Annotated in this window: 27 protein-coding genes; 12 read left to right on the forward strand and 15 right to left on the reverse strand. The window is 59.5% G+C overall.

What is annotated here, in order from left to right; genetic code table 11:
* Positions 1-44 precede the first annotated feature (44 nt).
* Positions 45-2,228: a patatin-like phospholipase family protein gene (locus JQ845_RS11635; protein WP_203009129.1), complete on the reverse strand. Its 2,184-nt coding sequence runs from the start codon at positions 2,226-2,228 to the stop codon at positions 45-47.
* A 70-nt stretch (positions 2,229-2,298) separates the two neighbouring features.
* On the opposite strand from JQ845_RS11635, the gene JQ845_RS11640 reads away from it, so the two are divergent.
* The gene (locus JQ845_RS11640) at positions 2,299-2,586 is read left to right on the forward strand and encodes an Rdx family protein (RefSeq protein ID WP_010656454.1); all 288 of its coding nucleotides are present in this window, start codon (positions 2,299-2,301) and stop codon (positions 2,584-2,586) included.
* On the opposite strand, the gene JQ845_RS11645 is transcribed toward JQ845_RS11640, so the two are convergent.
* From JQ845_RS11645 to JQ845_RS11655, 3 genes are all read right to left on the reverse strand, one after another.
* On the reverse strand, positions 2,580-3,473 hold the full coding sequence (locus JQ845_RS11645) for a DMT family transporter (RefSeq protein WP_003441727.1): 894 nt from the start codon (positions 3,471-3,473) through the stop codon (positions 2,580-2,582). The genes JQ845_RS11640 and JQ845_RS11645 overlap by 7 nt on opposite strands.
* 77 nt (positions 3,474-3,550) lie before the next feature.
* The gene (locus JQ845_RS11650; RefSeq protein ID WP_127196224.1) at positions 3,551-4,312 is read right to left on the reverse strand and encodes a helix-turn-helix transcriptional regulator; all 762 of its coding nucleotides are present in this window, start codon (positions 4,310-4,312) and stop codon (positions 3,551-3,553) included.
* A gap of 83 nt (positions 4,313-4,395) precedes the next feature.
* A complete protein-coding gene (locus tag JQ845_RS11655) occupies positions 4,396-5,850 on the reverse strand; it encodes a TrkH family potassium uptake protein (RefSeq protein WP_003441731.1) in 1,455 nt (484 codons plus the stop codon).
* Positions 5,851-5,968: 118 nt separating this feature from the next.
* On the opposite strand from JQ845_RS11655, the gene JQ845_RS11660 reads away from it, so the two are divergent.
* A complete protein-coding gene (locus JQ845_RS11660; protein ID WP_010656453.1) occupies positions 5,969-6,529 on the forward strand; it encodes a nitroreductase family protein in 561 nt (186 codons plus the stop codon).
* A 112-nt stretch (positions 6,530-6,641) separates the two neighbouring features.
* On the opposite strand, the gene JQ845_RS11665 is transcribed toward JQ845_RS11660, so the two are convergent.
* The 5 genes from JQ845_RS11665 to JQ845_RS11685 form a co-directional block, all read right to left on the reverse strand.
* The gene (locus JQ845_RS11665) at positions 6,642-7,976 is read right to left on the reverse strand and encodes a sensor histidine kinase (RefSeq protein WP_203009016.1); all 1,335 of its coding nucleotides are present in this window, start codon (positions 7,974-7,976) and stop codon (positions 6,642-6,644) included.
* A 78-nt stretch (positions 7,977-8,054) separates the two neighbouring features.
* Positions 8,055-8,483 carry a Spy/CpxP family protein refolding chaperone gene (locus JQ845_RS11670; RefSeq protein WP_003441736.1) on the reverse strand — a complete coding sequence of 143 codons (429 nt, stop codon included), beginning with the start codon at positions 8,481-8,483 and terminating at the stop codon, positions 8,055-8,057.
* A gap of 167 nt (positions 8,484-8,650) precedes the next feature.
* A complete protein-coding gene (locus JQ845_RS11675; protein ID WP_003441747.1) occupies positions 8,651-9,328 on the reverse strand; it encodes a response regulator transcription factor in 678 nt (225 codons plus the stop codon).
* 81 nt (positions 9,329-9,409) lie between these two features.
* The gene (locus JQ845_RS11680) at positions 9,410-9,709 is read right to left on the reverse strand and encodes a YciI family protein (RefSeq protein ID WP_003441750.1); all 300 of its coding nucleotides are present in this window, start codon (positions 9,707-9,709) and stop codon (positions 9,410-9,412) included.
* A gap of 1 nt (position 9,710) precedes the next feature.
* On the reverse strand, positions 9,711-10,313 hold the full coding sequence (locus JQ845_RS11685) for a septation protein A (protein WP_003441752.1): 603 nt from the start codon (positions 10,311-10,313) through the stop codon (positions 9,711-9,713).
* 84 nt (positions 10,314-10,397) lie between these two features.
* On the opposite strand from JQ845_RS11685, the gene JQ845_RS11690 reads away from it, so the two are divergent.
* The 8 genes from JQ845_RS11690 to arfB all read left to right on the forward strand — a co-directional run bounded on the left by JQ845_RS11690 (position 10,398) and on the right by arfB (position 17,950).
* A complete protein-coding gene (locus JQ845_RS11690) occupies positions 10,398-11,261 on the forward strand; it encodes a PHP domain-containing protein (RefSeq protein WP_003441754.1) in 864 nt (287 codons plus the stop codon).
* A 13-nt stretch (positions 11,262-11,274) separates the two neighbouring features.
* A complete protein-coding gene (locus JQ845_RS11695) occupies positions 11,275-11,904 on the forward strand; it encodes an L-threonylcarbamoyladenylate synthase (RefSeq protein WP_003441755.1) in 630 nt (209 codons plus the stop codon).
* A 128-nt stretch (positions 11,905-12,032) separates the two neighbouring features.
* Positions 12,033-12,731, forward strand: a complete 699-nt coding sequence (locus JQ845_RS11700; protein ID WP_165439780.1) for a segregation and condensation protein A — start codon at positions 12,033-12,035, stop codon at positions 12,729-12,731.
* Positions 12,732-12,743: 12 nt separating this feature from the next.
* Positions 12,744-13,736, forward strand: coding sequence for an SMC-Scp complex subunit ScpB (gene scpB / locus JQ845_RS11705; protein ID WP_203009017.1), 993 nt, complete (start codon positions 12,744-12,746; stop codon positions 13,734-13,736).
* Between the two features lie 99 nt (positions 13,737-13,835).
* The gene (locus tag JQ845_RS11710) at positions 13,836-14,027 is read left to right on the forward strand and encodes a DUF1289 domain-containing protein (protein ID WP_003441761.1); all 192 of its coding nucleotides are present in this window, start codon (positions 13,836-13,838) and stop codon (positions 14,025-14,027) included.
* A gap of 144 nt (positions 14,028-14,171) precedes the next feature.
* The gene (rluB, locus tag JQ845_RS11715) at positions 14,172-15,368 is read left to right on the forward strand and encodes a 23S rRNA pseudouridine(2605) synthase RluB (protein ID WP_003441763.1); all 1,197 of its coding nucleotides are present in this window, start codon (positions 14,172-14,174) and stop codon (positions 15,366-15,368) included.
* Positions 15,369-16,027: 659 nt separating this feature from the next.
* On the forward strand, positions 16,028-17,449 hold the full coding sequence (locus tag JQ845_RS11720) for an amino acid permease (protein WP_003441764.1): 1,422 nt from the start codon (positions 16,028-16,030) through the stop codon (positions 17,447-17,449).
* A gap of 87 nt (positions 17,450-17,536) precedes the next feature.
* Positions 17,537-17,950, forward strand: a complete 414-nt coding sequence (gene arfB, locus JQ845_RS11725; RefSeq protein ID WP_003441766.1) for an alternative ribosome rescue aminoacyl-tRNA hydrolase ArfB — start codon at positions 17,537-17,539, stop codon at positions 17,948-17,950.
* Positions 17,951-17,985: 35 nt separating this feature from the next.
* On the opposite strand, the gene JQ845_RS11730 is transcribed toward arfB, so the two are convergent.
* From JQ845_RS11730 to phhA, 6 genes are all read right to left on the reverse strand, one after another.
* Positions 17,986-19,173 carry an MFS transporter gene (locus tag JQ845_RS11730; protein WP_003441767.1) on the reverse strand — a complete coding sequence of 396 codons (1,188 nt, stop codon included), beginning with the start codon at positions 19,171-19,173 and terminating at the stop codon, positions 17,986-17,988.
* Between the two features lie 40 nt (positions 19,174-19,213).
* Positions 19,214-19,390 carry a hypothetical protein gene (locus JQ845_RS11735; RefSeq protein WP_203009018.1) on the reverse strand — a complete coding sequence of 59 codons (177 nt, stop codon included), beginning with the start codon at positions 19,388-19,390 and terminating at the stop codon, positions 19,214-19,216.
* Positions 19,391-19,474: 84 nt separating this feature from the next.
* The gene (locus JQ845_RS23140) at positions 19,475-19,606 is read right to left on the reverse strand and encodes a hypothetical protein (protein WP_268968809.1); all 132 of its coding nucleotides are present in this window, start codon (positions 19,604-19,606) and stop codon (positions 19,475-19,477) included.
* Positions 19,607-19,777: 171 nt separating this feature from the next.
* Complete coding sequence (locus JQ845_RS11740; protein WP_203009019.1) at positions 19,778-20,974, reverse strand: amino acid aminotransferase; 1,197 nt, start codon at positions 20,972-20,974, stop codon at positions 19,778-19,780.
* Positions 20,974-21,330 carry a 4a-hydroxytetrahydrobiopterin dehydratase gene (locus JQ845_RS11745; RefSeq protein ID WP_003441779.1) on the reverse strand — a complete coding sequence of 119 codons (357 nt, stop codon included), beginning with the start codon at positions 21,328-21,330 and terminating at the stop codon, positions 20,974-20,976. The genes JQ845_RS11740 and JQ845_RS11745 overlap by 1 nt, the downstream gene beginning before the upstream one ends.
* Before the next feature lie 56 nt (positions 21,331-21,386).
* A complete protein-coding gene (gene phhA / locus JQ845_RS11750; RefSeq protein WP_127196229.1) occupies positions 21,387-22,178 on the reverse strand; it encodes a phenylalanine 4-monooxygenase in 792 nt (263 codons plus the stop codon).
* A 305-nt stretch (positions 22,179-22,483) separates the two neighbouring features.
* Between phhA and JQ845_RS11755 the strand changes: the two genes are divergently transcribed.
* Positions 22,484-24,040, forward strand: coding sequence for a sigma-54-dependent phenylalanine hydroxylase transcriptional regulator PhhR (locus JQ845_RS11755; protein ID WP_003441784.1), 1,557 nt, complete (start codon positions 22,484-22,486; stop codon positions 24,038-24,040).
* 286 nt (positions 24,041-24,326) lie between these two features.
* Complete coding sequence (locus JQ845_RS11760; RefSeq protein ID WP_003441790.1) at positions 24,327-25,067, forward strand: flagellar basal body rod protein FlgF; 741 nt, start codon at positions 24,327-24,329, stop codon at positions 25,065-25,067.
* The last annotated feature ends 45 nt before the right edge of the window (positions 25,068-25,112 follow it).

Consider the following 25,112-nt stretch of genomic DNA (forward strand, 5'->3'; position numbering starts at 1 on the left):
AAGCTTGCTCGCGAGCAAGTTCGCTCCTGCAGGGTTAGTACTCCTTAGAACGTCTGGCCCAGATTCAGGTACAGCGCTGTTTGATCATCATCGTTAAAGCCATAGCTGAAGTTGAGCGGGCCCAGCGGTGTGTCGAAGCCGATGAAAATACTCGCGGCATTGATGTAGCCGCTGTCGAATTCATTGTCGTTGTTCCAGGCCCGCCCGCGCTCCAGTGACGCGCCGGCATACAGCGGGAAATCAAACGGCAAGTACGAGCGTGGAGTGAGGCGGCGGTAGTAAACCGCGCGCATCAAACTGACGTTTTGCCCGGAAATCGCATCTTCCCTGAAGCCCGACAACTGTCGTGCACCACCCAGCAAGAAGCTCGATGTCACCACGTTGGCCTTGTCCAGCGTGCGCCCGTAGCGCCCGCCCAGAATCCAGGTGTTCGGCCCGTAACTCAACGCCTTGTCCAGATGAAACTCCCACTGGCGATAACGCTCATCAGAGCCAATTCCCGGCTCAAATTGGCGCACGCTCAGGCTGATGTCCTCACCCTCATGGGGGAAGTACACGTTATCCAGCGAATCGAACGAGTATTTCAGGTCATAAAAGCCTTCATTGAAGCTGGTGCTCGGCAAGTCGCGTTCGCCAATTCGCACATTGGCTTCGCCCCAGGCCTCGCCAACGCCAAGGCGGATTTCACCGCTGTTGCCGATCTGACGACCAAAATTCAAGCCAAAACCATAGCGTTCCAGGCGGTATTCGGCGATTGGATCGTTATCGAGGATCGACTCCACGTTCTGCGAATGGGCGTTGATATAGGGCGCAACAAAATACCGCGAGCCGGCATCCAGTGGCTGATAGAACTCGCTGTACAACTCTTGCTGATCGCCGATTTGTACCCGCGTCAGCCACTCGGCACCCAGCCGGTTGATGCCGTTGACCCGATAGCTGGCACCGATGTTGAACGCACTGTCGCCGCGCATATCGTCTGAAAGGTTGAGCCCCAGCCGCAGGTAGTCAGTGCCGCTGCGCTTGCCCCGGGCGCTGATCACCAGGGTGCGGTCCTGACCTTTGTGCACCACGCGGTATTGCACCTGTTCGAAATAGTCCAGCCCGTACAGCGTGCCCATATCCCGATGCAGACGGCCCAGGTCCAGCGGTTCACCCACCGGCTGGCGAATGTAATAGCGGATCACCGAGTCGTCTATTTTCGAATCATTCTCGATCTTGACCGCGGTGATTACCGGGGTGCGCTCCTCAGGTGAGCGGGCGGCATCGAGTTGCTTGTCCCCGGGCTGGCGCAGGCTGACCAGGCGTTTTTCAAGGGCCTGGGTGGCGCGATAGCCAGCGTTGATAATGTCTTGCGAACGACCAAAATCGGTGACTCCAAAACTGGCCAGCGCAGGCTGGATCAGTATGTCTTCCGGCTTCAGGGACGCAAGCTGCACCTCGGAGTTGCTGCGGGTCATCAATGTGATGGACTGGTTGAGGATGTCGAACACGGTGTTGAGCTGTTTGCGCCCGCGCAACGGCGTGCCGATATCCACCACAATGACCAGGTCCACCCCCATTTCGCGGGCTACGTCCACCGGGATGTTGTCGACCATGCCGCCGTCGACCAGCAGTTGACCGTTGATTTCTACGGGGGCAAACACCGCCGGAATCGACATGCTGGCGCGGATCACCTGAGGCAAGTGGCCTTTGCGAAATACCACTTTCTCGCCATTGACGATGTCGGTAGCCACAGCCCGGAAGGGGATCGGCAGTTTGTCGAAATCACGGATGTCGCTGCTGTGGGCCAGCAAGCTCTCGAGCAGCAGCGACAGGTTTTGCCCCTGAATCACTCCCAATGGCAGCCCAAGGCTGCCATCGTCGCGAAAGCTGAGTTTCTGTTTGACCAGGAAGTCGCGGTCATCCTGCTTGCGCCTGAACGGGATGTCTGCCCGGGCCGGAGCATCGGACAGGGCTTCTTGCCAGTCGATCCCCAGTGCGAGCTTTTCCAGTTCGTCGATCTTGTAGCCCGAGGCATACAGGCCGCCGATCACTGCGCCCATGCTGGTGCCGGCGATGGCATCGACGTGAATGCCCTGTTCTTCAAGTGCCTTGAGCACGCCGACGTGGGCCAGGCCACGGGCCGCGCCACCGGAAAGCACCAGGCCGATCTTGGGGTGTGGATTTTCGGCGGCAAACAGTACCAGCGGGGATAAACACAAAAGCAGGCAAATCAGCAGGCGGCGCATCATGAATCTCTGGGCAAGCGACAAAGGTGGCTATTATAGCGGCGCCTTTCACTTCAGGAGCCCGAGAAACATGGCAGTCAGCAAACCGGAAATTGTTATCACCTATTGCACGCAGTGTCAGTGGTTACTCCGTGCGGCATGGCTGGCCCAGGAGTTGCTCAGCACATTTTCCGATGACCTGGCGCAGGTGGCGTTGCAGCCGGGCACCGGCGGGGTGTTTCGTATTACCTGCGATGGCGTGCAGATCTGGGAGCGCAAGGCGGATGGCGGCTTTCCCGAAGCTAAAGTGCTCAAGCAACGGGTGCGCGACCAAATTGATCCGCAACGTGATCTGGGGCACAACGACCGGGTTCAGTGAGGGTTGGTCGCCAATACGGGCTTGCCCGGTGCAGGTCCGCTGGCCATGCGGCTCGACACGACAATCGCGACGATGATCAGCACCCCGCCCAGCAGCATGGGCAAGGTCGGCGTCTCGTGAAACAACAGCCAGGCCAGGGTGATGCCGTACACCGGCTCCAGGGCGAAGACTACGGCGGCGGTGCGGGCTTTGATCACCGCCAGGCTGGCGACAAACAAACTATGGGCCACGCCCGTGCAGAACACCCCCAACAGGCCGATCCACAGCCAGTCCAATGGCCGCACTTGACCCAGGCCAGGCGCGGCGAAGGGTAGCAGGCACAGGGCAACCACGGCGTTCTGCCACATCGCCGCCTGCACCGCAGGCAGCCGTCCCGAGCAGGCCCGGTTATTGAGGGACAGCAACGAAAACAGCAGGCCCGAGGCAATCGCCCAGAGCAAGCCTTCGGTGGCCTGGCTGGCCAGATCAAAGGTCGGGGTGACCAGGATCAGCCCGACGCTGACCAGTATCACCAGGATGATTTCGTTGAGCCGGATCCGTTCGCGAAAAATCAGCCCTTCAAGGATCACGGTAAACGCCGGAAAGCTGGCAAAGCCCAGGGTTGCAATGGCCACCCCGGCAATCTTTACCGAGATGAAAAAACTCACCCAGTGCCCGGCCAGCAGCAAGCCGCTGAGCAGCAGACCGCGCACGTCGCGCAATGTCGGCTTGCACCACACCGTGTGTCTGGCCAGCCCGGCAAAGCAGGCGAGGGCAAGCACTGCAAAACCTGCCCGGCCGAACACGATAATCGAGGCCGATGCGGCGGCCAGTTTGCCGAACACGCCGGTCAGGCCGAACATCAATGCGCCAATATGCAGGGCGCCCAGGGCAGTACGCGGAGTCATTGCAGTCCTTGAATCAATACGGGCAAGGCCTGCAGTCTAAGGTGCGGGGGGCAGGCCCGTCTGTCGCCAGACTCGCGTCAGTTGTCGCCAGACTCGCGCCGCAGTGCCGAAGGCGAGGCCCCGAACTCGCGGAGCATGGCGGCAGCAAAGGCGCTTTGCGAGGTATAGCCGACGCGGCAGGCGACTTCCCCTATGGGCAGCATGCTACGGCGCAGCAGGCTTAGGGCACTGTGCAGGCGGCGTTGGCGAATGTAATCCATCGGCGTTTGCCCGCATTCACTGATAAAGCGGCTGTGCAGGCGCGTGCTGGATAACCCTGCGATACGTGCCAGATCAGCCACCTGCAGCGGGTAGGCGGCGTTTTGGTCGATATAGGCATCCAGAGCTGCCAGGGGCAGGCGTTTGGGGGGCGGCGAGTCAGGGGCGAGCGTGTTTAAACTGGCCAGCAACAGGATTGCCCCCTGACGGGAGATCAGCGGGTCGCTGACCGCACTGCTGGCCAGCCAGTTGACCAATTGATGCTGCATGGGGTCCAGAGACAGCTGTGCGGCGCTGTCGAGCAACCGGCGGCTGGCGTCGGCGTGCTGGCCCAGCGATTGGCCTAGCCAGTCTTCTTCGCCGGGTACATCGAGTACCAGGCATTGGCTGCCTTGTTCGCTTTCACAGGTGTGATGGGCGCCTGCCGGAACCACCATCAGATGTTGCCGATGCAGTCTGCTGGCGCGGCCATCCACCTCGAAATCGAGCTTGCCTGAGAGGCTGATCACCACCTGCGGGTGCTCATGGCTATGGGCGATCACCTCTTGGCGGTAATTACGCAGTGACAGGATCTGGCCCATGGTGATCTGGTCTCTGTAAGTGGTCTGCAGGAGCGAGCCTTTATCAGAACAGCTCGCTCCTGCAGGGTATGCCGATTCAGCTTTTAGTGCCGCCAGAACGCCGGGATGCACAGTACAAACACGGTAATGATCTCCAGGCGCCCGAGCAACATGCCCAGTGACAGGATCCACTTGGCCGCGTCCGGCAGGCTGGCGAAGTTGCCGGAAGGCCCGATGGTTTCGCCCAGCCCGGGGCCTACACCGGACACCGTGCTGGCAGCGCCGGTGAGGGCGGTCATCCAGTCCAGCCCCAACAACGACAGGGCCAGGGCAATCACGCAAATGGTGATGGCAAAGAAGAACGAAAAGGTCAGGATCGAGCGCACGATTTCTTCGTCGAGGCGGTGGCCATTGTACTTCTGCTTGATCACTGCCCGCGGGTGAATCAGTTGGTTGAGGTTGGCCTTGAGCAGAATGTAGGCAACCTGAAAGCGGAAAATCTTGATCCCGCCTGCGGTGGAGCCCGAGCAGCCACCAATAAAACCGAGGTAGAAAAACAGCATCAGCGAGAAATTGCCCCACAAGCTGTAGTCGCCCAGTGCAAAGCCTGTCGTCGTCACCACTGAAGTTACGTTCAGCGCCACATGGCGAAAGGCGTCCCCCCACGGCATGTTGGTGGTCCACCAGAGCCAGGCGCTGAGCACCAGCCAGGTGACCAGCAACAGGCCGAGCAAGCCTTGTACCTGCTGATCCTTGATCAGCGCCTTGCGATGGCCGCGCAGGGTGGCGACGTACAGGGTAAAGGGCAGGCTGCCCATGATCATGACTACGATAGCGACCCAGTGCACCGCAGGCTGTGACCACTTGGCCAGGGACTTGTCCGAGGTTGAAAAGCCGCCGGTGGAAATTGCCGACATGGCATGGTTGATCGCATCAAACACGCTCATTCCGGCCCACCAGAAGGCCAGGCTGCCAAGAATGGTGATGCCGACATAAGTGGCCACAATCAGGCGGGCCACCATATGCGAGCGCGGCATGACTTTTTCGGAACGGTCTGACGACTCGGTCTGGAACAGGCGCATGCCGCCGATTCGCAACAGCGGCAAAATCGCTACCGCCATGCCGATAAAGCCGATACCGCCGAGCCAGTGCAGCATCGAGCGCCACATCAATATGCCGGGCGACATGGTGTCCAGACCGCTGAGTACCGTTGAGCCGGTAGCGGTGATGCCGGACATGCTTTCGAAAAACGAGTCGGTGTAGCTGATGTGCTGTGTCAGCAAAAACGGCAGGGCGGCAAATACACACACCACTACCCAGCTGGAGACGGTCAGCAGATACATGTCTCGGGGGCGCAGGTGTACTTGCTCGGGGCGTCCGGGAATGACCAGTGCCAATCCGGCCAGAAAGGTGATCAGGCTGGCCCACAGAAAGGACGGCAGATCGCCCATGTGGTCAAAAATCACCAGTGTCAGCATAGGTACGGCCATGCTGATCGCGAGCGTAATCAGGAAGATGCCGATAATGAAACCGATGATGCGTAAGGTCGGCAACGCCATGAAGTCAGCTCGGGATGAAAGAGGGGCGCCATTCTACCTGTGGGGCGGGGTATGTAAACCGCCAGCCCTTGGCTAGATACCGTTAGAATAGCCGCACATTTTCTTCAGGAGGTGGCCAATGGAGGCTCTCGACGCTTTGCTCAACCGTGTTTCTGCCCCGCGCCTGCTCGATCCGGCGCCAACGGCTGAGCAACGTGAAGTACTGTTTGCGGCTGCTTTGCGTGCGCCGGACCACGGCCAGTTGCGCCCTTACCGGTTTTTGACGGTGGAAGGCGATGCGCGGCATCAGCTGGGTGAAATCCTCGCCGGAGCCGTACAGGCCCAGGGTGGAGAGGTGACCCCGGCAGCATTGGACAAAGCCCGGGCCATGCCGTTGCGCGCGCCATTGGTGGTTGTGGTGGTGGCCCGCCTGCAGGACCACTTCAAAGTGCCCAGGGCCGAGCAGTTGATCACCGCAGGTTGCGCGGCTCACGCCATTGAACTGGCGGCCTACGCCCAGGGCATTGGTGCGGTATGGCGCACGGGTGAGCTGTCATATGCACCGCAAGTGGCCAAAGGGCTGGGGCTGACAGAGGGCGAGCAGGTGGTTGCGTTTCTGTACCTGGGAACTGCGCAGAATGAACTGCGTGCCGCGCCGAAGGTGGATACGGCTGAGTTTGTGCAGCAGTGGTCGGCGTGAATTCCTTGCAGGAGTGAGCTTGTCTCGCGCTGCAGGCACTTCGGTTTTTCTGAGACACCAAGGTGATGCAATCGCGAGCAAGCACGCTTCAAGGGTTTATTGATTCGCGGGTCTAAAGAGTGCCGTTCGGCTCCAGTGGCAACTCCAGCGTGGCAACAAATCCTCCGTCCGGATGATTGTTCAGCACCAGTCTGCCGCCATGGCGTTCTGCCGCGCGACGGGCTATGGCCAGACCCAGGCCATGTCCGGCCGCCGTCTGGCCGGGCGCACGGAAGAACGGCTCGCCCAATTGCGCCAGATATTCCCCGGGCACTCCGGGCCCGTAATCCCGCACGCTGATGCTGATGCGCTCGCCTTCACGGCAGGCCTTTAATTCAATCGGGCGTCCGGGCGGGCTGAAACGTTGCGCATTGCGCAGCAGATTATCCACCGCGCGCTCGATCATTGTCGGCCACCCGCTAAGGCTCAAGCCAGGTTCTGCAGTGAGTTGTACCGATTGCTCGGGAGCCGCCAGCGAGGCATCTTTTTGTACCGCCTGGAGCAGACCGTTGAGCTCGATGGGCTCGGCACTGGCCTGGTCGGCATCAACCCGTGCCAGGGCCAGAATTTCGCTGATCAATGACTCCAGGCGGTCGCACTCGCGGGTCAGGCGCGGCCAGAGTTTCTCGCGCTCTTCGGGCCCGGCGCGTTCTGCCAGTGCCAGGGCGATACGCAGCCGGGCCAGTGGCGAGCGCAGTTCATGGGACACATCACGCAGCAATTGGCGCTGGCTGCCAATCAGGCTTTGCAGGCGTGCGCCCATGCGGTTGAAGTCGGTGGCCAGCACCCCGAACTCATCGCGCCGTGAAGCCAGTCGCGCCAGGCTGTTTTGCTGGTAGGTGGTTTGGCCCAGGTCATGTACAGCTACGCGCAGGCGACTCAGCGGGCGGGTGATCGACAGGGTGACCAGCAAGCTGAACAGGGTCAGCACCACCAGTGCAATTCCCAGCGCGCTGAGCGGCCAGATCAGGCTTTGGCGATGCCAGGCATCCAGTTCCGGGTGCGGGATGCGATAAATCAGCAAATAGGTTTCAGCGGTTTTCGGGCTGGTGTACTCGACGGTCAGGCGGCGCCACGGCAGTTGTTCTTCACCGGGATGCTGGCGTGCCTCCCATGCGGCAGCCCGACGTGGAAACGTACCGCGTACCACAGGGTCGCCACTTTCGTTAAGGACCTGTACGTCAATGTGATAACGGCGTTTACGCTTCTCGAGGAATTCTTGCGCGGCATCGGCGCCCTGGGTTTCGTAGCGTTCAGTCCACTGCTGCGCCAGATTGGCGATACCGGGATGCCGGCTGAGGATCCAGGCGTCCTGATTGAGCATGTGCCCCAGCAGGAGCGACAGCCCTGCGACCAGGGCAATCGCCAGCCAGAAGCTGGCGAGAATGCGCCAAAACAGTGATCGCACGGTAATTCCTCGCAGTTAATTGATCAGAACGCGTAAAGCCCAACGGCCAGGGGTCGTTGGGCTTGAGGGTTGCGCGAATTATTGCGCTTTTGGAGCCTGTTGTGCTTTCCACTCTTTGAACTGTTTCCACTCTGCCTGACGCTCGGCACGTTTCTTTTGCATCTCGTCGAAGGTCTTCTGCTGATCAGGCTTGAGCACGGCCCGGATCTCGCTTTGGGTTTTGTCCTGCTTGGCCTTGATCTCGTCTTTCAAGGCTTGCTGGTCGGCAGCCGGCAGTTTTTCCAGATATTTTTCGACCAGTTGCTTGCGATCATGCATTTGCTGGCCCATCAATTTGCCGATTTGCTGGCGCTGTTCGCGGCTCAGGTCCAGTTGGCTGTAAGGGGCGTCGCCGCGACCGTGCTCACCGCCGTGTCGTGGACCCATTGGGCCGTCGCCACCAGGCATGGCCATTGCGACGGTTGGCAGGGCAGCAGCAAACATCAAAGCAATTAGAGTCTTACGCATGGTGTGTCTCCTTCATGACAGTTCCGGTGAATCCGGATGTGCTCAGTGTAGGGAGATCAAGGTCAACCGCTGTCAGCCGAGGGTAAAGCTTGGGTAAAGAGGGTATTGCTGCGGATTTACATAACAGGCTTATGTGGGAGCCGGCTCCCACAGAGAAACGTGGTGCTTCAGGCGCTATAGAAGTAACCCCGGCTGCGCAATGCGACGATGCGCGGGCGGCCATCGGGGTGGGGGCCAATCTTTCTGCGCAGGTTACTGACATGCATGTCCAGGCTGCGGTCGTACAGGGTCAATTTGCGGCCCAGGGCGATCTGTGCCAGCTCCTGCTTGTCCAGCGGCTCTCCCGGCTGGCGCAGCAAGGCCTCGAGCAGACGGCTTTCGGAAACGGTCAGGGTGATGTCGTGCTGGTCGATAGTGGCCACGCCGCGCATCGGGCTAAAGCACAGGTCTCCCAGTTCTATCTGGCTGGATACCGCGGTCGGGTGGCTGCGGCGCAATACAGCCCGCAGACGGGCGGTCAGTTCGCGGGGGTCGCAGGGTTTGGCCAGATAGTCATCGGCGCCCAGTTCGAGCCCGAGAATACGGTCCAGGGGTTCGCCGCGGGCTGACAGCATCAGCACCGGCAATTCGGGGTGATCCTGGCGTAGTTGCTTGAGCAGTTCCAGACCGCTGCCGTCAGGCAGCATCACATCCAGCACCACGGCATCGGGGCTGGATTCGCTCAACGCCTTGCGGGCACTCTGACCGTCGTGGCAAGCGCGTACCTGAAAGCCTTCCTGGCTCAACCAGCTGCTCAGAAGCTCGCACAGCTCCTGGTCATCATCTATCAGTAACAGGTCGCTCATGGCTTACTCGATTTAGCCAGTGCCGACGGGGTACAGGTCGGTCACTGGCAAAGATACTGCAATCACACTGTGCCGTAGGGGTTACGGCAGTACTTGCTTGAACGGCTTGACGATCACATTGGCATATACGCCGGCTGCGACGTAAGGATCCGCGTCGGCCCAGGCCTGGGCAGCGCTCAGGGAGTCGAACTGGGCCACGACCAGGCTGCCGCTGAAGCCGGCTGCGCCAGGGTCATTGTTGTCGATGGCCGGGTGCGGACCTGCCAGCACGATGCGGCCTGCATCCTTGAGTTGATTCAGGCGTTCAAGGTGGGCCGGGCGTGCAGCCAGGCGGGCATCGAGCGAGTTGGCGACGTCGGTAGCAATAATTGCGTAGAGCATGTCAGTCCTCGGTTTTTGAGTTGGTCGGTGCAGGTTCGGTGTCATGCAGGTGACGCGACAGATAAACACCCTGGGCTATCAGGAACAGCACGGTCATGCCCAGGCTGCCGAACACCTTGAAGTCGACCCAGATGCTTTGATAGGTGAAGGCAACGAACAGGTTGGCAGCGCCACAGAACAGGAAGAACACGATCCAGGCCAGGTTCAGGCGGGTCCACACCGCATCGGGGAGGGTCAGTGCATGGCCCATGATGCGTTTGATCAACAGTTTGTCGCCGATAAAGTGGCTACCGGCAAATGCCAGTGCAAACAGCCAGTTTACGACTGGCGCTTTCCACTTGAGGAAGGTTTCGCTGTGGAAAGCCAGGGTCAGGCTACCGAACACCAGGCAGGCAATCAGGGTCAGCCATTGGCTCTTTTCGAGCTTGCGCTGCTTGATGAACAAAATGCCGTAAACCACCAGTGAACTGATGATCAGCATTGCCGTAGCGCTGTAGATACCGCCCACAGACAAGCTGTGCCCGGCGATTTCGACGATGCGAGGTTCGATTTTATAGACGATGAAAAACAGTAACAGCGGGATGAAGTCGATGAATTGTTTCACAGTGGCAGCCAGAAGCAGGATGTGGCGGCATAATAACAAACATCAATGACAGCGAAAGCGTCAGCTAGAGGTTATTAAATTCCCGTGGAAATTGACTTGCATTGCCATAGCACAGCTTCTGATGGCGCCCTGGCGCCGGCGGTACTGGTTGCGCGTGCGTTCGAGAAAGGTGTGCGAGTCCTGGCCCTGACCGATCACGATACACTTGAAGGCCTCGACGAAGCCCGCGAAGCGGCGCTGGCGTTGAACATGACGTTGATCAATGGCGTTGAATTGTCGTGCACCTGGGGTGGAGCGACGATTCATGTGCTGGGCTACGGCTTCGATGTCAATGCTCCGGCGCTGGTTGAGGCCATAGCCAGGCTCCACGATGGGCGCTGGCTTCGGGCGCAGGAGATCAGCCGCAAGCTTGAGCTCAAAGGCATGCCCGGAGCGCTTGAAGGTGCGCGAGCCATACAGCAGACCCTGGGCGACAGCGGCAATGCTCCGGCCCGCCCGCACTTTGCCGATTTCCTGGTTCAGGCCGGCTTCGTCAAGGATCGCGCCGAGGCGTTTCGCAAATGGCTGGGGGCCGGCAAGCTGGGTGACGTCAAACTGCACTGGCCGACCCTTGAAGACACGGTCGCCACCTTGCGCGCCGCCGGGGCCTGGGTCAGCCTGGCGCATCCTTCGCATTACGATTTCACCCGCAGCAAGCGCCGCCGGCTGATTGGCGACTATATTCAAGCCGGGGGTCACGCGATTGAAGTGGTCAACGGGCATCAGCCGGCCGAGCAGGTCGGCAGCCTGGCGATCCTGGCGCGTGAGTTCGGTCTGCTGGTCAGTGCCGGCAGTGATTTTCATGGCCCTGGTGGTTGGTCCGAGATCGGCGAATATCGCCCGATCCCCGAAGATTTGCCGCCACTTTGGCGTCGATTCAAATATGACCAGCCCGCTGCCAACGTCTGAACAGGGAAACTCTGTGAGCCAATTTTTCCAGATTCATCCGGAAAACCCGCAACCGCGGCTGATCAAACAGGCCGTCGAGATTATCAAAAAGGGCGGGGTGGTGATTTATCCCACCGATTCATCCTATGCCCTGGGCTGTCAGATGGGCGACAAGCACGCCATCGAGCGCATAAAGCGCCTGCGTAATCTGGACGACAAACACAACTTCACCCTGATGTGCTGCGATTTGTCGCAACTGGGTTTGTTTGCCAAGGTTGAAACCGGTGTGTTTCGGCTGCTCAAGGCCCATACACCGGGGCCCTACACCTTTATTCTGAACGCCACCCGTGACGTTCCGCGGCTGCTGCTGCACCCCAAGCGCCGGACTATTGGCGTGCGGGTGCCCAGTCATCCGATTGCCCTGGCGCTGCTTGAGGAGCTGCGGGAGCCGCTAATGAGCGTGACCCTGATCCTGCCGGGTGAAAAAGAGCCGATGGAAGATCCGTACGAAATTCGCGATGCCCTGGAGAAACAGGTCGACCTGATCATCGATGGCGGATTCGGCGGCAATAAAGCCTCGACCGTGATCAGCCTGATCGACCTCGAACCTGAAGTGGTACGCGTGGGTTGCGGCGATCCGACGCCGTTTATGGTCGAGGCCTGATGTCTGACGTCGAAACCATAGAAGGCGTTGATGCCCAGGCCGGTGCCCAGCAGGAATTGCCGTTTGCCATGGTATATGGCCAGGCGGTCATCGAAATGCCGCTGGACCTGTACATTCCGCCGGATGCCCTGGAGGTGTTTCTCGACGCCTTTGAAGGCCCTCTCGACTTGCTGCTGTACCTGATCCGCAAGCAGAACATCAACATTCTCGATATCCCGGTGGCGGAAATTACCCGTCAGTACATGGGCTATGTCGAGCTGATGAAAACCGTGCGCCTGGAGCTGGCTGCCGAATACCTGGTCATGGCTGCCATGCTGGCCGAGATCAAGTCGCGCATGCTCCTGCCGCGCTCGGCCGAGATCGAGGAGGACGAGGGCGATCCCCGGGCCGAATTGATCCGTCGTTTGCAGCAGTACGAGCGGTTCAAGGCGGCGGCTGAGGGGCTGGATGGGTTGAGCCGGGTAGGGCGCGATGTGATTGTGCCCAAGCTCGATGCGCCCGAAGCCCGGGCGCGCAAGCTGGTGCCCGATGTAGCGCTGGAAGAGTTGCTGATGTCGATGGCCGAAGTCTTGCGCCGTACTGACATGTTTGAAAATCACCAGGTCAGCCGCGAAGCCCTGTCGACCCGGGAGCGGATGAGCGATGTGCTGGAACGCCTCAAAGGCGGCGGCTTTGTACCCTTTGTCGAACTCTTCACCGCCGAAGAGGGCCGTCTGGGTGTGGTTGTAACCTTTATGGCCATTCTTGAACTGGTCAAAGAGTCGCTGGTCGAGTTGGTACAGAATGAACCCTTTGCGGCAATCCATGTGCGGGCGAGAGCCGAATAAAGAGCTGAAACCATGAATTTGACTGAACCCCGCGAGCTGGCGCCCTTGCTCGAGGCCTTTTTGTTGGCCTCGGGAAAGCCGCAAAGCCTTGAGCGGTTGTTTGAACTGTTTGAAGAGGGTGAGCGTCCCGAGCCGCCCGTGTTCAAAAAAGCCCTGGAATTGTTGCGCAAGTCCTGCGACGGACGGGCTTTTGAACTCAAGGAAGTAGCGTCGGGCTACCGCCTGCAGATACGCGAGAAGTTTTCACCCTGGGTCGGGCGCCTGTGGGAAGAGCGTCCGCAGCGCTATTCGCGGGCCATGCTCGAAACCATGGCGCTGATTGCCTATCGTCAGCCGATCACCCGCGGCGAAATCGAAGATGTGCGTGGCGTGGCGGTTAACAGCCATATCGTCAAAACCTTGCTTGAGCGTGAATGGATCCGTGTAGTGGGCTACCGGGACGTGCCGGGTAAACCTGCCATGTTCGCCACCACCAAAGGCTTTCTCGATCACTTTAACCTGCGCAACCTCGACGACTTGCCGCCCCTGGCCGAGTTGCGCGAGCTGGAACCGGACCCGATCCTCGACTTCGATGACGCCCCGGTGCCGGCCCACCTGCAGGCCCTGGCCGATGAAAGTGCCGAGCCCGAAGAGCCCAAGGATGAGACCAGCTTCCGTACCTTGCTGGTGGAACTGGACACCATGGAGGAGGGTCTTAAAACCGACTTTGATGACCTGCTTCGCGATGGCGCTCCTGTCGAAGAAGCCCTGGTTGCAGTTGAAGTGCTTGAATCAAGTCCGGAGCCGGAGCCGGAGCCGGAGCCGGAGCCGGAGCCGGAGCCGGAGCCGGAGCCAGAGCCAGAGCCAGAGCCAGAGCCAAGACTTAGCGCCGCCGAGTTGGCGCGTGAACGGTTGCGCGCTGCCGTGGCGGCACTGGAAGCGCGGTCAACCCTGAGCGAGGAAGAGCTCGAGGCCCGGGCCTTGGCCGAAGCCATCGAACAAGAACGCCGCGAACAGGAAGACTGACGCCCCCGCTGCAGGAGCGAACTTGCCTCGCGATCTTTCGAGCTTTTAAAAGATCGCGAGGCAAGCTCGCTCTTGCAGGGCCAATCACGAGGACTTTGCATGAGTTCAACCAAAGACCCCTGCATCGATATTTGTAAGTTCAACGACGATATCTGTATCGGCTGCGGTCGCACCAAGCGTGAAATCCGGGCCTGGAAGAAGCTCGACAAGGAAGACAAGCGCATCGTGCTGGCCGAGTCGGCCTTGCGATTGCTGGCCCTGGACGCCACCGGTCGGCGGAAAAAGAAGTAAGTCTTGCAGTTCATGACTAGGCTTTGATGCGTTATGCGCCACATCAGCGTATGATTCGCGACCCTCAAACGCTCGCTCGAGCTGAGAGACCCCATTTTCAACACCTCAGCTATTGCCTGAGTTGACACACCGGGAGGTGCCCAGATGAGTGATCTAGACCCTAAAGACAGCCAGGAAATTGGCCCAGCAGGCGAAAAACTGCAAAAAGTTCTCGCCCGTATTGGCGTGGGTTCGCGTCGCGACGTAGAGAGTTGGATCAGCCAGGGCCGGATCAAGGTCAATGGCAAGGATGCAACCCTGGGTCTGCGCGTAGACCTGCATGACGCCATTTCCATTGATGGCAAAGTGATCAAGCGTGAAGAGGCAGCCGAATCGGTTCGCCGCGTGATCATGTACAACAAACCCGACGGCGAAATCTGCACCCGTGACGACCCTGAAGGCCGTCCGACCGTGTTTGACAAACTGCCGCGTCCAAAAGAAGGCCGCTGGATCAACATCGGTCGACTGGACATCAACACCACCGGCTTGCTGATGTTCACCACCGACGGTGAGCTGGCTAACCGCCTGATGCACCCTTCCTACGAGATGGACCGTGAATACGCGGTACGTGTACGTGGCGAAGTGGATGACGAGATGATCGAGCGCCTCAAGGCCGGCGTTGTGCTGGAAGACGGCCCGGCGCGTTTCACCGACATCAAGCAGGCTCCGGGCGGCGAAGGCTTCAACCATTGGTACCACTGCGTAGTGATGGAAGGTCGTAACCGTGAAGTGCGTCGTCTGTGGGAATCCCAGGGTCTGGTGGTCAGCCGCCTGAAGCGCGTGCGTTTCGGTCCGGTGTTCCTCAACTCCGACCTGCCGATGGGTCGCTGGCGCGAAATGAGCCAGTTCGAGGTTGATATCCTCAGTGCTGAAGTCGGCCTCACGCCGGTTGCCATGCCGCAGATGAACGCCAAGAGCAAAGACAAGCTTGAGCGTATGCAGCGTAAATCGTCGCGCCCTGTGGCCCGTACCGATCGCGTTGCCCGTACCCTGCGTCCGGCCGAAGGTGCGCCACTGGCTCCGCGTCCAGCACGCCAGCCGCACATCGAAGGCGAGCGCCCGGCGCGTCCGGCCCGTGATGAAGCAGCCCGTCCGGCCCGTAAGCCGGCCGGTCGTACCGATCGTGTACCTGCGGGTCGCGGCGCGCCGGTTGCAGAGCGTCCGAGCGAAGTGAACAAGCGTTCGCCCAAGCCAACCCGTTCGGGCCCCAAGCTGGTCGACGATGCACCGTCGGGCAAGCGCCGTGGCGCACCGGCAGGTTCGGGTCAGCGCCCGGGCTTCGGTCGTCGCAAGCCGCAATAAGCGTTAACCTGTAACGCGGTACAAAAAACGCCAATCCTTCGGGGTTGGCGTTTTTTTATGCCTGCAATAAACCGCGGATGCAGCAGCAGCGAGCTTGTCTCGCAATCTTTTGATTTTGCAATCGCGAGGCAGGATGCTCCTGCAGATAATGGTTTTAAGATGGAAAGATTTCGTTACGGGTCGTAAAGTGAATGCTACGAAATCAATGGCTTATGGGCGAATTACTTCTGAAAATGGCTTGGTGTAACGAAAATTTTCCGTAAAAAGCACCGTTCGCCGCATTTTCGGTAAAAACCCGGCTTGTTTAGTGTTGCCAACAGCGGTGTGATGGGATCTTGCCTACGTGCGGGTGTACAATGCGCCGCGTTTTAACTGTGACCCAATTGCGTACCCGCGCATTTTGCGCCACATCGACGATATGCCGATGGGCCAAAACTTCGAGGCTAACCCGCCTTGTTAACTCCGCAATGCCACAAGCGTTGCGGGTTCGATTCCGTCACAGATAAAAACAAACAGGTGACGCATGACTCGTGAAACAACCTTGGATTCCTGGCGTCTGCGCTGGGGTTTGATTTGTGTTGTAGACCTTTCGATCACTGCCTCTGGTGCTCAAGTTACAACGCACTGAATCACATCAAACCTTGTGTGGGACCCTTTCAATGAGTGGACAAACCTCGCATTCGGGCGAGCTTAAACGCGGCCTGAAAAATCGTCATATCCAGCTGATTGCCCTTGGTGGCGCGATTGGTACCGGCCTGTTTCTCGGTTCTGCCGGGGTACTGAAATCGGCCGGCCCGTCAATGATTCTGGGTTATGCGATCTGCGGCTTCATTGCCTTTATGATCATGCGCCAGCTGGGCGAAATGATCGTCGAAGAACCGGTAGCCGGCTCTTTCAGCCACTTTGCCCATAAATACTGGGGCGGCTTTGCCGGCTTCATGTCGGGCTGGAACTGCTGGGTGCTGTATATCCTGGTGGGCATGTCGGAGCTGACAGCTGTCGGTAAATACGTGCACTACTGGTGGCCCGAGATCCCGACCTGGGCTTCGGCAGCAGCCTTCTTTGTCCTGATCAACGCGATCAACCTGACCAACGTCAAAGTATTTGGCGAGGCCGAGTTCTGGTTCGCAATCATCAAGGTGGTGGCCATTGTCGGCATGATCGCCCTGGGCAGCTATTTGCTGGTCAGCGGCAGCGGTGGCCCCCAGGCATCGGTGAACAACCTGTGGGAGCACGGCGGGTTCTTCCCCCATGGCATCACCGGTCTGGTAATGGCCATGGCCTTTATCATGTTCTCCTTCGGCGGCCTGGAAATGCTCGGCTTTACCGCAGCAGAAGCCGACAAACCGCGTACCGTAATCCCCAAGGCGATCAATCAGGTGATCTACCGCATCCTGATTTTCTACATCGGTGCTCTGGTGGTTCTGTTGTCCCTGACCCCGTGGGATTCGTTGCTGGAAACCCTGAATGCCGGTGGCGACAGCTACAGCAGCAGCCCGTTCGTGCAGGTGTTCTCGATGCTGGGCAGCAACACCGCTGCACACATCCTCAACTTCGTGGTCCTGACCGCTGCATTGTCGGTGTACAACAGCGGCACCTACTGCAACAGCCGGATGTTGCTGGGTATGGCGCAGCAGGGTGATGCACCTAAAGTGCTGTCAAAAATCGACAAGCGCGGCGTGCCGGTCAACTCGATTCTGGCTTCGGCAGCGGTGACGGTAATTGCGGTTCTGCTCAACTACCTGATGCCCCACGATGCGCTGGAACTGCTGATGTCGCTGGTAGTGGCCACGCTGGTGATCAACTGGGCGATGATCAGCTTCTCGCACTTCAAGTTCCGCCAGCACATGGACAATACCGCGCAAACGCCGCTGTTCAAGGCGCTGTGGTATCCATACGGCAACTACATCTGCCTGGCATTCGTGGCGTTCATTCTGGTGATCATGTTGCTGATCCCCGGCATTCGCGTATCGGTGTATGCGATTCCGGTGTGGGTAGCCTTCATGTGGCTGTGTTACCTGATCAAGAACAAGCGCGCGCTGCAGGCATCGGCAGCAGCTTGCAGCCCGGCTGCCAAGTAAGCTGAGCGATAAACCCAAACCCGGCCATTGCGCCGGGTTTTTGGTTTGTGGGGTATCCTGCAAGCCCTGAAGACGGACCCATTTTTGATGCTGGTGATTTCCAACAACGTTCATATTCCCGATAACGAGATCGAGCTGACAGCCATTCGTGCTCAAGGCGCAGGCGGGCAGAACGTCAATAAAGTCTCAAGCGCGATGCACTTGCGCTTCGACATAGCCAACTCGTCCTTGCCGCCGTTTTATAAAGAACGGCTGCTGGCGCTGCGTGACAGCCGCATTACCAGCGATGGCGTGCTAATCCTCAAGGCACAGCAATATCGCACTCAGGAACAGAACCGGGCGGATGCCCTGGAGCGCTTGGCAGAATTGATCATCAGCGCCACCAAGGTCGAGAAAAAACGCCGCCCGACCAAGCCGACCTTAGGCTCGAAAAAGCGGCGGCTGGAGTCCAAGACCAAGCGTGGCAGCATCAAGGCCGGGCGGGGCAAGGTGGATTTCTGAACCTGTCACTTCTATCTCGTGAGCTGCTGCAACCTTTACGCAGGCCTTAAGCGCTTGGCCTGACGGTACAAGTAAACACTCAGTAACAGCCCGCCAAACGCCGCCATTGCCGCGAACAGAAAGATCGAGGCAAAGCCAAAGCCTGCGGCTACAGCGCCGACCAGTGGCCCGGTAATGCCCAGTGACAGGTCAATAAACAGTGAGTAAGCACCCACCGCCGCCCCGCGGCTGGAGGCTGGCACCAGATTCACGGCTTCAACCCCCAGTGCCGGGAATACCAGCGAGAAGCCGAAACCGCTGAGTGCCGCGCCGGCCAGTGCCAGCTCGGGGCTGGGTGCCAGCCACAGCAGCAATAGGCCCAGGGTTTCGACGCTCAAGCAGGCAATTGCCACCCGAAAGCCGCCGATACGGTTGATCAGGTTGCCGAACAGCAGTCGGGCGCCGATAAAGCTGGCCCCGAACAGACTCAGGCACAGTACGGCGTTGTCCCACTGGTTGGTGGCGTAGTACAGGGTGATAAAGGTGGCGATGGTGCCGAATCCTATCGAACCCAGCGCCAGGCCTGCGCCGTGGGGCAGTACCCGGCCCAGGACATGCAGGAACGGCAGGCGCACGCCGCTGACAATGGGCGCGGCGCGTTTCGGCCAGGCCAGCAGCAGGCCAACTATGGCCAGGGCAATAATGCTCGCGCCCATGCTCCACATACCCCAATGGCTGACCATCAGCACGCCCAGCGGTGCACCTATGGCAATGGCGCCATAACTGGCGATGCCATTCCAGGAAATCACCTTGGCCGTGTTTTGTGCGCCGACCCGGCCAATGCCCCAGCCGATGGCCCCTGAGCCGACCAGGCTTTCAGCACTGCCCAGCACCAGCCGGCCGATCAGCAGGCAGGTCAGGCTCAGGGCCGGCATGGCCGCCGTCCACGTGGACGCCAGCATCAATACACCGCTCAGGCCGCAGCCGGCCAGGCCATACATGACGGCGCGTTTACTGCCGCGATTATCGATGATGCGGCTGGCATAAGGACGGCTCAGCAGCGTGGCCAGATATTGCACGCTGATCACCAGTCCGGCGATGACTGTGCCGTAGCCCAGGTGGTTGTGTACGTATCCGGGCAATACAGCCAGCGGAATGCCGATATTCATATAGCCGATAAAGGTAAACAGAACGATGGAAACCACTTGTAGCGTGATCGCCATTGGACGCTGTGTTTCAGGCATGGGGTAGGGGTCCTGCGGGGTGCGGTTGGGTGCAGATTGATTATAGCGGCGCAACCAGTTGTGTCGCGATCAGGGCGGCCAGGGCGTTTTCCTTGGTGCCAAAACGTTTGAGCAAGGTGGCTTGCTTCTCTGGTGTGAGGCGCTCCCAAAGGACGATGATTTTCTCGGCGGTGCCGATCAAAACGCTGGCTTGGGTTTCGCTGAAGGTATCGGTCACGCTGTAATCCTGGGAGGGGGGTGAAGCGATTGTGTCAGGCGCTGTGAAAAAACCAATGCTTTTTCACACCGCCTGATGAAGCCGTCAGTCTTCGCTGTCGGCCATGAGGCTTTCAGGGGCCTCTTCCAGTGCGGGGTTTTCGCCACTGGTGTGTTCCGGGATTGGCTGATGAGCTTCTTGCAGGCTTGGGAAGGGGAGGTTTGGGATTTCGTGCATCGTCGCGCTCCTCGCAAGGTGTGTTTTAAGTAGCTTGCTAAGGATACAGGAGGGAGTGTGACAATTTGTCTTTTTCTTGGGTCTGGCGGGGATTATGTCGAACTTTTCATGTTTTCGTTGTCGCAACCAGAGCCTGCAGGAGCGAGCTTGCTCCTGCAGGTTGTGGTGGGACTAGCGGGTACACACCTGCGCGATGGCCTTGGCCAGCAGGCTCAGGCGTGTGCCATCGACCCCGGCCATATTGGCCCGCCCGGAGCCGACCATGTACACGCTGTGCTTTTCACGCAGCAACTGCACTTGCCCGGCAGTCAGGCCGGTGTAAGAGAACATCCCGCGTTGCTGGTTGATATGGGCAAAGTGCTCGGCCAGCCCGAACGGTGTCAACGCCTCAACCAGCCCGCTGCGCAACTGCGCGATACGGCTGCGCATGGCCTCAACTTCCGCGGCCCACTCTTGTTTGAGCTGGGAATCACCGAGAATGGTCGCGACTACGGCCGCGCCATGATCCGGCGGGTTGGACCAAAGATTACGCGCCAGGTAAGCCAGCTGGCTGCGGATGTCAGTCAGCTTTTCGGCGTCGTTGGCGCATACGATCAAGGCACCCACCCGTTCGCGATAGAGGCCGAAGTTCTTCGAGCAGGAGCTGGTGATCAGCACTTCCGGCAGCTCCCGGGCGAACAGGCGGGTGGACCATGCATCCTCTTCCAGTCCGTCGCCGAAGCCCTGATAGGCAAAGTCGATCAGTGGCAGCAGTTCGCGGCGGCGCACGACCTCCAGCACTTGCAGCCAGTCAGCCCGGGACAGGTCAAAACCGGTCGGGTTGTGGCAGCAGGCGTGCAGCAGCACCACGTCGCCCTTGGGCGCCTGCTCAAGAGCGGCAAGCATGGCGCCAACATCGAGTGTGTTGTCACTGCCCACATAGGGGTAGTGGCTGATTTTCAGGCCCGCGGCGGCGAAGATGGTTTCGTGAATCGGCCAGGTCGGATCGCTCAGCCAGATTCCGCGGCCCGGCAGGCACTGCGCGATAAAGTCTGCGCTCAGGCGCAGGGCACCGGTGCCACCCGGGGTCTGGGTTGCACCGGCACGGCTGGCTGCCAGCAAGGAGGAGTCGGCACCCAGCACCAGCTCACTGATCAATTGGCCAAAACGGCTGTCACCGTGGCCGCCGATATAGGTTTTGGTCTGCTGCTGATCCACCAGGCGCTGTTCCGCCTTCTTCACCGACTGCAAGATCGGCGTCAGGCCATTGGCGTCTTTATAGACCCCCACACCCAGGTCGAACTTGTTCGGGTTGGGGTCCTGGTTGTAAGCGTCCATCAACCCGAGAATCGGGTCGCCAGGGACCCGTCCAATGGCTGCGAAGTGCATTACTTGCGACCCTCAGCGGTTTTCGCCACTTCGTCGGTGCGTGCGGCCATGATGAAGTCGTTGCGGTGCAGGCCTTTGATCGAGTGGCTCCACCAGGTCACGGTCACTTTGCCCCACTCGGTGAGCAGGCCCGGGTGATGGCCTTCAGCTTCGGAGATTTCGCCGACGGCATTGGTAAAGGCCAGGGCGAATTTGAAATTTTTGAACAGGAAAACCTTTTCCAGTTGCATGACGCCGTCGCGAACTTCGATGTTCCAGTCCGGGATCTGTTTGATCAGGATCGGCAACTCTTCATCGCTGACCTGTGGAGCATCGGCGCGGCAGGCTTCGCAGTGGGCTTGGTTCAGTGTGTTCATGGTGTATTCCTGAAGTCAGTTGTTCTTCTTGTGGAAAAAATGTTCAAAAAAACCGGTCAAGCCGCTTTCGGCTTGGGCGCGAACTTGGGCGCGTGCAGGCCCATGGTCATGCCTTTTTCGACCATGCCCATGATGTCCTCGTGGGCCAGATCAAACAGCCGCTTCAAGTCCGGCAGGACAAAATACAGCGGCTGCAGAATGTCGATGCGATACGGCGTGCGCATGGCTTCCAGCGGGTCGAAGGCCTGATGTTCAGGCTCTGCCGACAGGCTGTAAACCGTTTCTTTGGGTGACGAGAGAATCCCGCCGCCGTAAATGCGCTTGCCTTGTGGGGTGTCGACCAGCCCGAACTCGATGGTCATCCAGTACAGGCGGGCCAGATACACGCGCTGCTCCTTGGATGCCTGCAGGCCGAGTTTGCCGTAGGTGTGGGTGAATTCGGCGAACCAGGGGTTGGTCAGCAGCGGGCAGTGACCAAAAATCTCGTGGAAAATATCGGGTTCTTGCAGGTAATCCAGCTCTTCTGGGGTGCGAATAAAGGTCGCTACCGGGAATTGCTTGTTGGCGAGCAATTCAAAGAAGGTCTGGAACGGAATCAGCGCGGGAACGCGGGCAACTTGCCAGCCAGTGGTGGCGCCCAATACCTGATTGATTTCGCTTAATTGCGGGATGCGATCGTGGGGCAGGCCGAGTTTTTCGATGCCTTCCATGTATTCGGGGCAGGCGCGGCCTTCCAGCAGTTTCAGCTGGCGGGTAATCAAGGTATTCCACACCCCGTGTTCTTCGGGTGTGTAGTCGATAAAGCCGTTGGCATCCGGCTCGCGGGCGACGTATTTCGTTTGCTTCATGGGGCTCTCCGCAATGAAATCGTTTTTATTATTCGGGTTGTTGCGATGCCTTAGTGATACCCCAATTGAGTGCGTCATGCCCCTAGCCTTGAGCCAGTATTACTGGGATGATGCGGCTTATTCGTAAAGTTTTCGTTACGCTTGTATGGTTGGGCCGTCACTCTTGAGTGTGTGACGGCTAAACTGTCAAATAATCGTGACGCTGAAATGCCCGATTTTCAAATTTCTGCACCTGTGGCAGCCGGGTTATCGGCTCCCACCCTTGTTTATTGCCCCAGCCACGCTATTTTTCCCGAGCCTGCCCCATGCGTATCAAAGTCCACTGCCAAAACCGGATTGGCATCCTTCGCGACATTCTTAACCTGCTGGTTGCCTACGGCATTAACGTCAAGCGCGGGGAGGTCGGTGGCGATCAGGGCAACGCGATCTATTTGTACTGTCCGAACTTGATCAATCTGCAGTTCCAGGCCCTGCGTCCTAAGTTTGAAACCATTGCCGGGGTCTTTGGGGTCAAGCGGGTGGGTTTGATGCCCAGCGAGCGCCGGCACATGGAACTCAACGCCTTGCTCGGGGCCCTGGAGTTTCCGGTGCTGTCCATCGACATGGGGGGCTGCATTGTGGCGGCCAACCGTGCCGCCGCGCAGTTGCTCGGGGTCCGGGTGGATGAAGTTCCGGGGATTGCCCTGTCGCGCTATGCCGAAGACTTTGACTTGCCCGAACTGGTACGCGCCAACAAGTCGCGGATCAACGGCCTGCGGGTCAAGATCAAGGGCGACGTGTTTCTGGCCGACATCGCCCCGTTGCAACTGGAGCACGATGAAAGCGAGGCCATGGCCGGGGCGGTTCTGACCCTGCATCGCGCGGACCGGGTGGGCGAGCAGATCTACAACGTGCGCAAACAGGAGCTGCGTGGCTTCGACAGCATCTTCCAAAGCTCGAAAGTCATGGCTGCAGTAGTCCGCGAGGCCCGGCGCATGGCACCCCTCGACGCTCCTCTATTAATAGAAGGTGAAACCGGCACCGGCAAGGAGCTGCTGGCCCGTGCCTGTCACCTGGCCAGCCCGCGGGGACAGTCGCCGCTGATGGCACTCAACTGTGCCGGTCTGCCCGAATCGATGGCCGAAACCGAATTGTTCGGTTACGGCCCCGGGGCCTTCGAGGGCGCGCGGGCGGAAGGCAAGCTCGGTCTGCTGGAACTGACCTCGGGCGGTACGTTGTTTCTCGATGGCGTAGGGGAAATGAGCCCGCGCCTGCAGGTCAAATTACTGCGTTTCTTGCAGGATGGCTGCTTTCGGCGTGTCGGCAGTGATGAAGAGGTGTACCTCGATGTGCGGGTGATGTGCGCCACCCAGGTCGACTTGTCCGAGCTGTGTGCCCGGGGCGAGTTCCGCCAGGACCTTTATCACCGGCTCAATGTGTTGTCGCTGCATATCCCCCCGTTGCGTGATTGCCTGGACGGTCTGGAGCCTTTGGTCGAGCATTTCCTGGATCAGGCCAGCCGGCAAATCGGTTGCCCGTTGCCACGCCTGGCACCTGCGGCCATGGCGCGGTTGAGCCACTACCACTGGCCGGGTAACGTCCGGCAGCTGGAAAACGTGCTGTTTCAGGCGGTTTCGTTGTGCGATGGCGGCATGGTCAAGGCCGAGCATATCCGCCTGCCGGACTACGGCGTGCGCCAGCCGTTGGGGGAGTTTTCCCTGGAAGGCGGGCTGGAACAGATTGTCGGACGTTTCGAGAAGTCAGTGCTGGAGCAGCTGTATTCCGAGTATCCAAGCAGCAGGTTGCTGGGCAAGCGCCTGGGGGTTTCCCACACCACCATCGCCAACAAGCTGCGTGAGCACGACATTATCAAGCCGGCCTAGGCCCAATCGCCGGCAAGCCGGCTGCCGCAGGGTGAGTGTGTATTTCACTCGCCCTGCAGGTGCGAGCTCTTGATTGCCGCGTCCGATGGCACAGGCCATGCCTTGCCGCTACCGGCACAATAGCGCCGTTTTTACGTCTTCAACCTGTGCTTGCACCTCCCCCGACCCGTCTTCAGGCCCCGCAGCGCGGCCATTGGCACCGTCAAAAAAAAGTTGGTGCGCAAATTGCTAGATGCTCTGCAGTACAGCGGTGGGCGGCAAGCGTCCGTCAGACAGAGGAAAGACTGTGGACAAGTACCTTTATGTGGCAATGACCGGCGCCAGCCAGAACGCACTGGCGCAAAAGGCTCATGCCAACAATCTGGCGAACATCTCGACCAACGGCTTTCAGCGAGACCTGGAACAGGCCCGCTCGATGCCGGTGTTCGGTGACAGCTTTCCAGCACGTGCCTTTGCCTTGACCGAGCGCCCGGCCACTGACTTCACCCCCGGGGCCATGATTGAAACCGGGCGCGATCTGGATGTGGCCGTGGCCGGTGATGGCTGGATGGCCGTGCAGTCTCCCGACGGCAGTGAAGCCTATGTGCGTACCGCGAGCATGAATGTGGATGCCCTGGGCATTCTGCGTGCTGGCAATGGTATGCCGGTGATGGGCAACGGCGGGCCGATTGCCGTGCCGCCCGAGCAAAAAATCGAAGTCGGTGAAGACGGCACCATCTCCATCCGCGCCATGGGCGAAGGCCCGCGGGTGATGGCGCAAGTGGACCGCATCAAGCTGGTTCAGCCGGACCTGAAAACCATGAGCAAGGGGCTGGACGGCATGATCCACACCAACGACGGCCAGCCGGCCCAGGCCGACGCCAACGTGCGCGTGGTCTCGGGGTTTCTGGAGGCGAGCAACGTCAATGCCGTCGACGAGATGACCTCGGTGCTGGCGCTGTCCAAGCAGTTCGAACTGCATATCAAAATGATGAACACCGCCAAAGAAGACGACCAGGCCATGACTCGCGTCCTGGCGATGAGCTAACTCGGCCTATTACTTAAACGTGTCGCCCTGACCGGCGCGCGAGGA

Source organism: Pseudomonas paraversuta, from assembly GCF_904063065.1.
Lineage (GTDB): Bacteria > Pseudomonadota > Gammaproteobacteria > Pseudomonadales > Pseudomonadaceae > Aquipseudomonas > Aquipseudomonas paraversuta.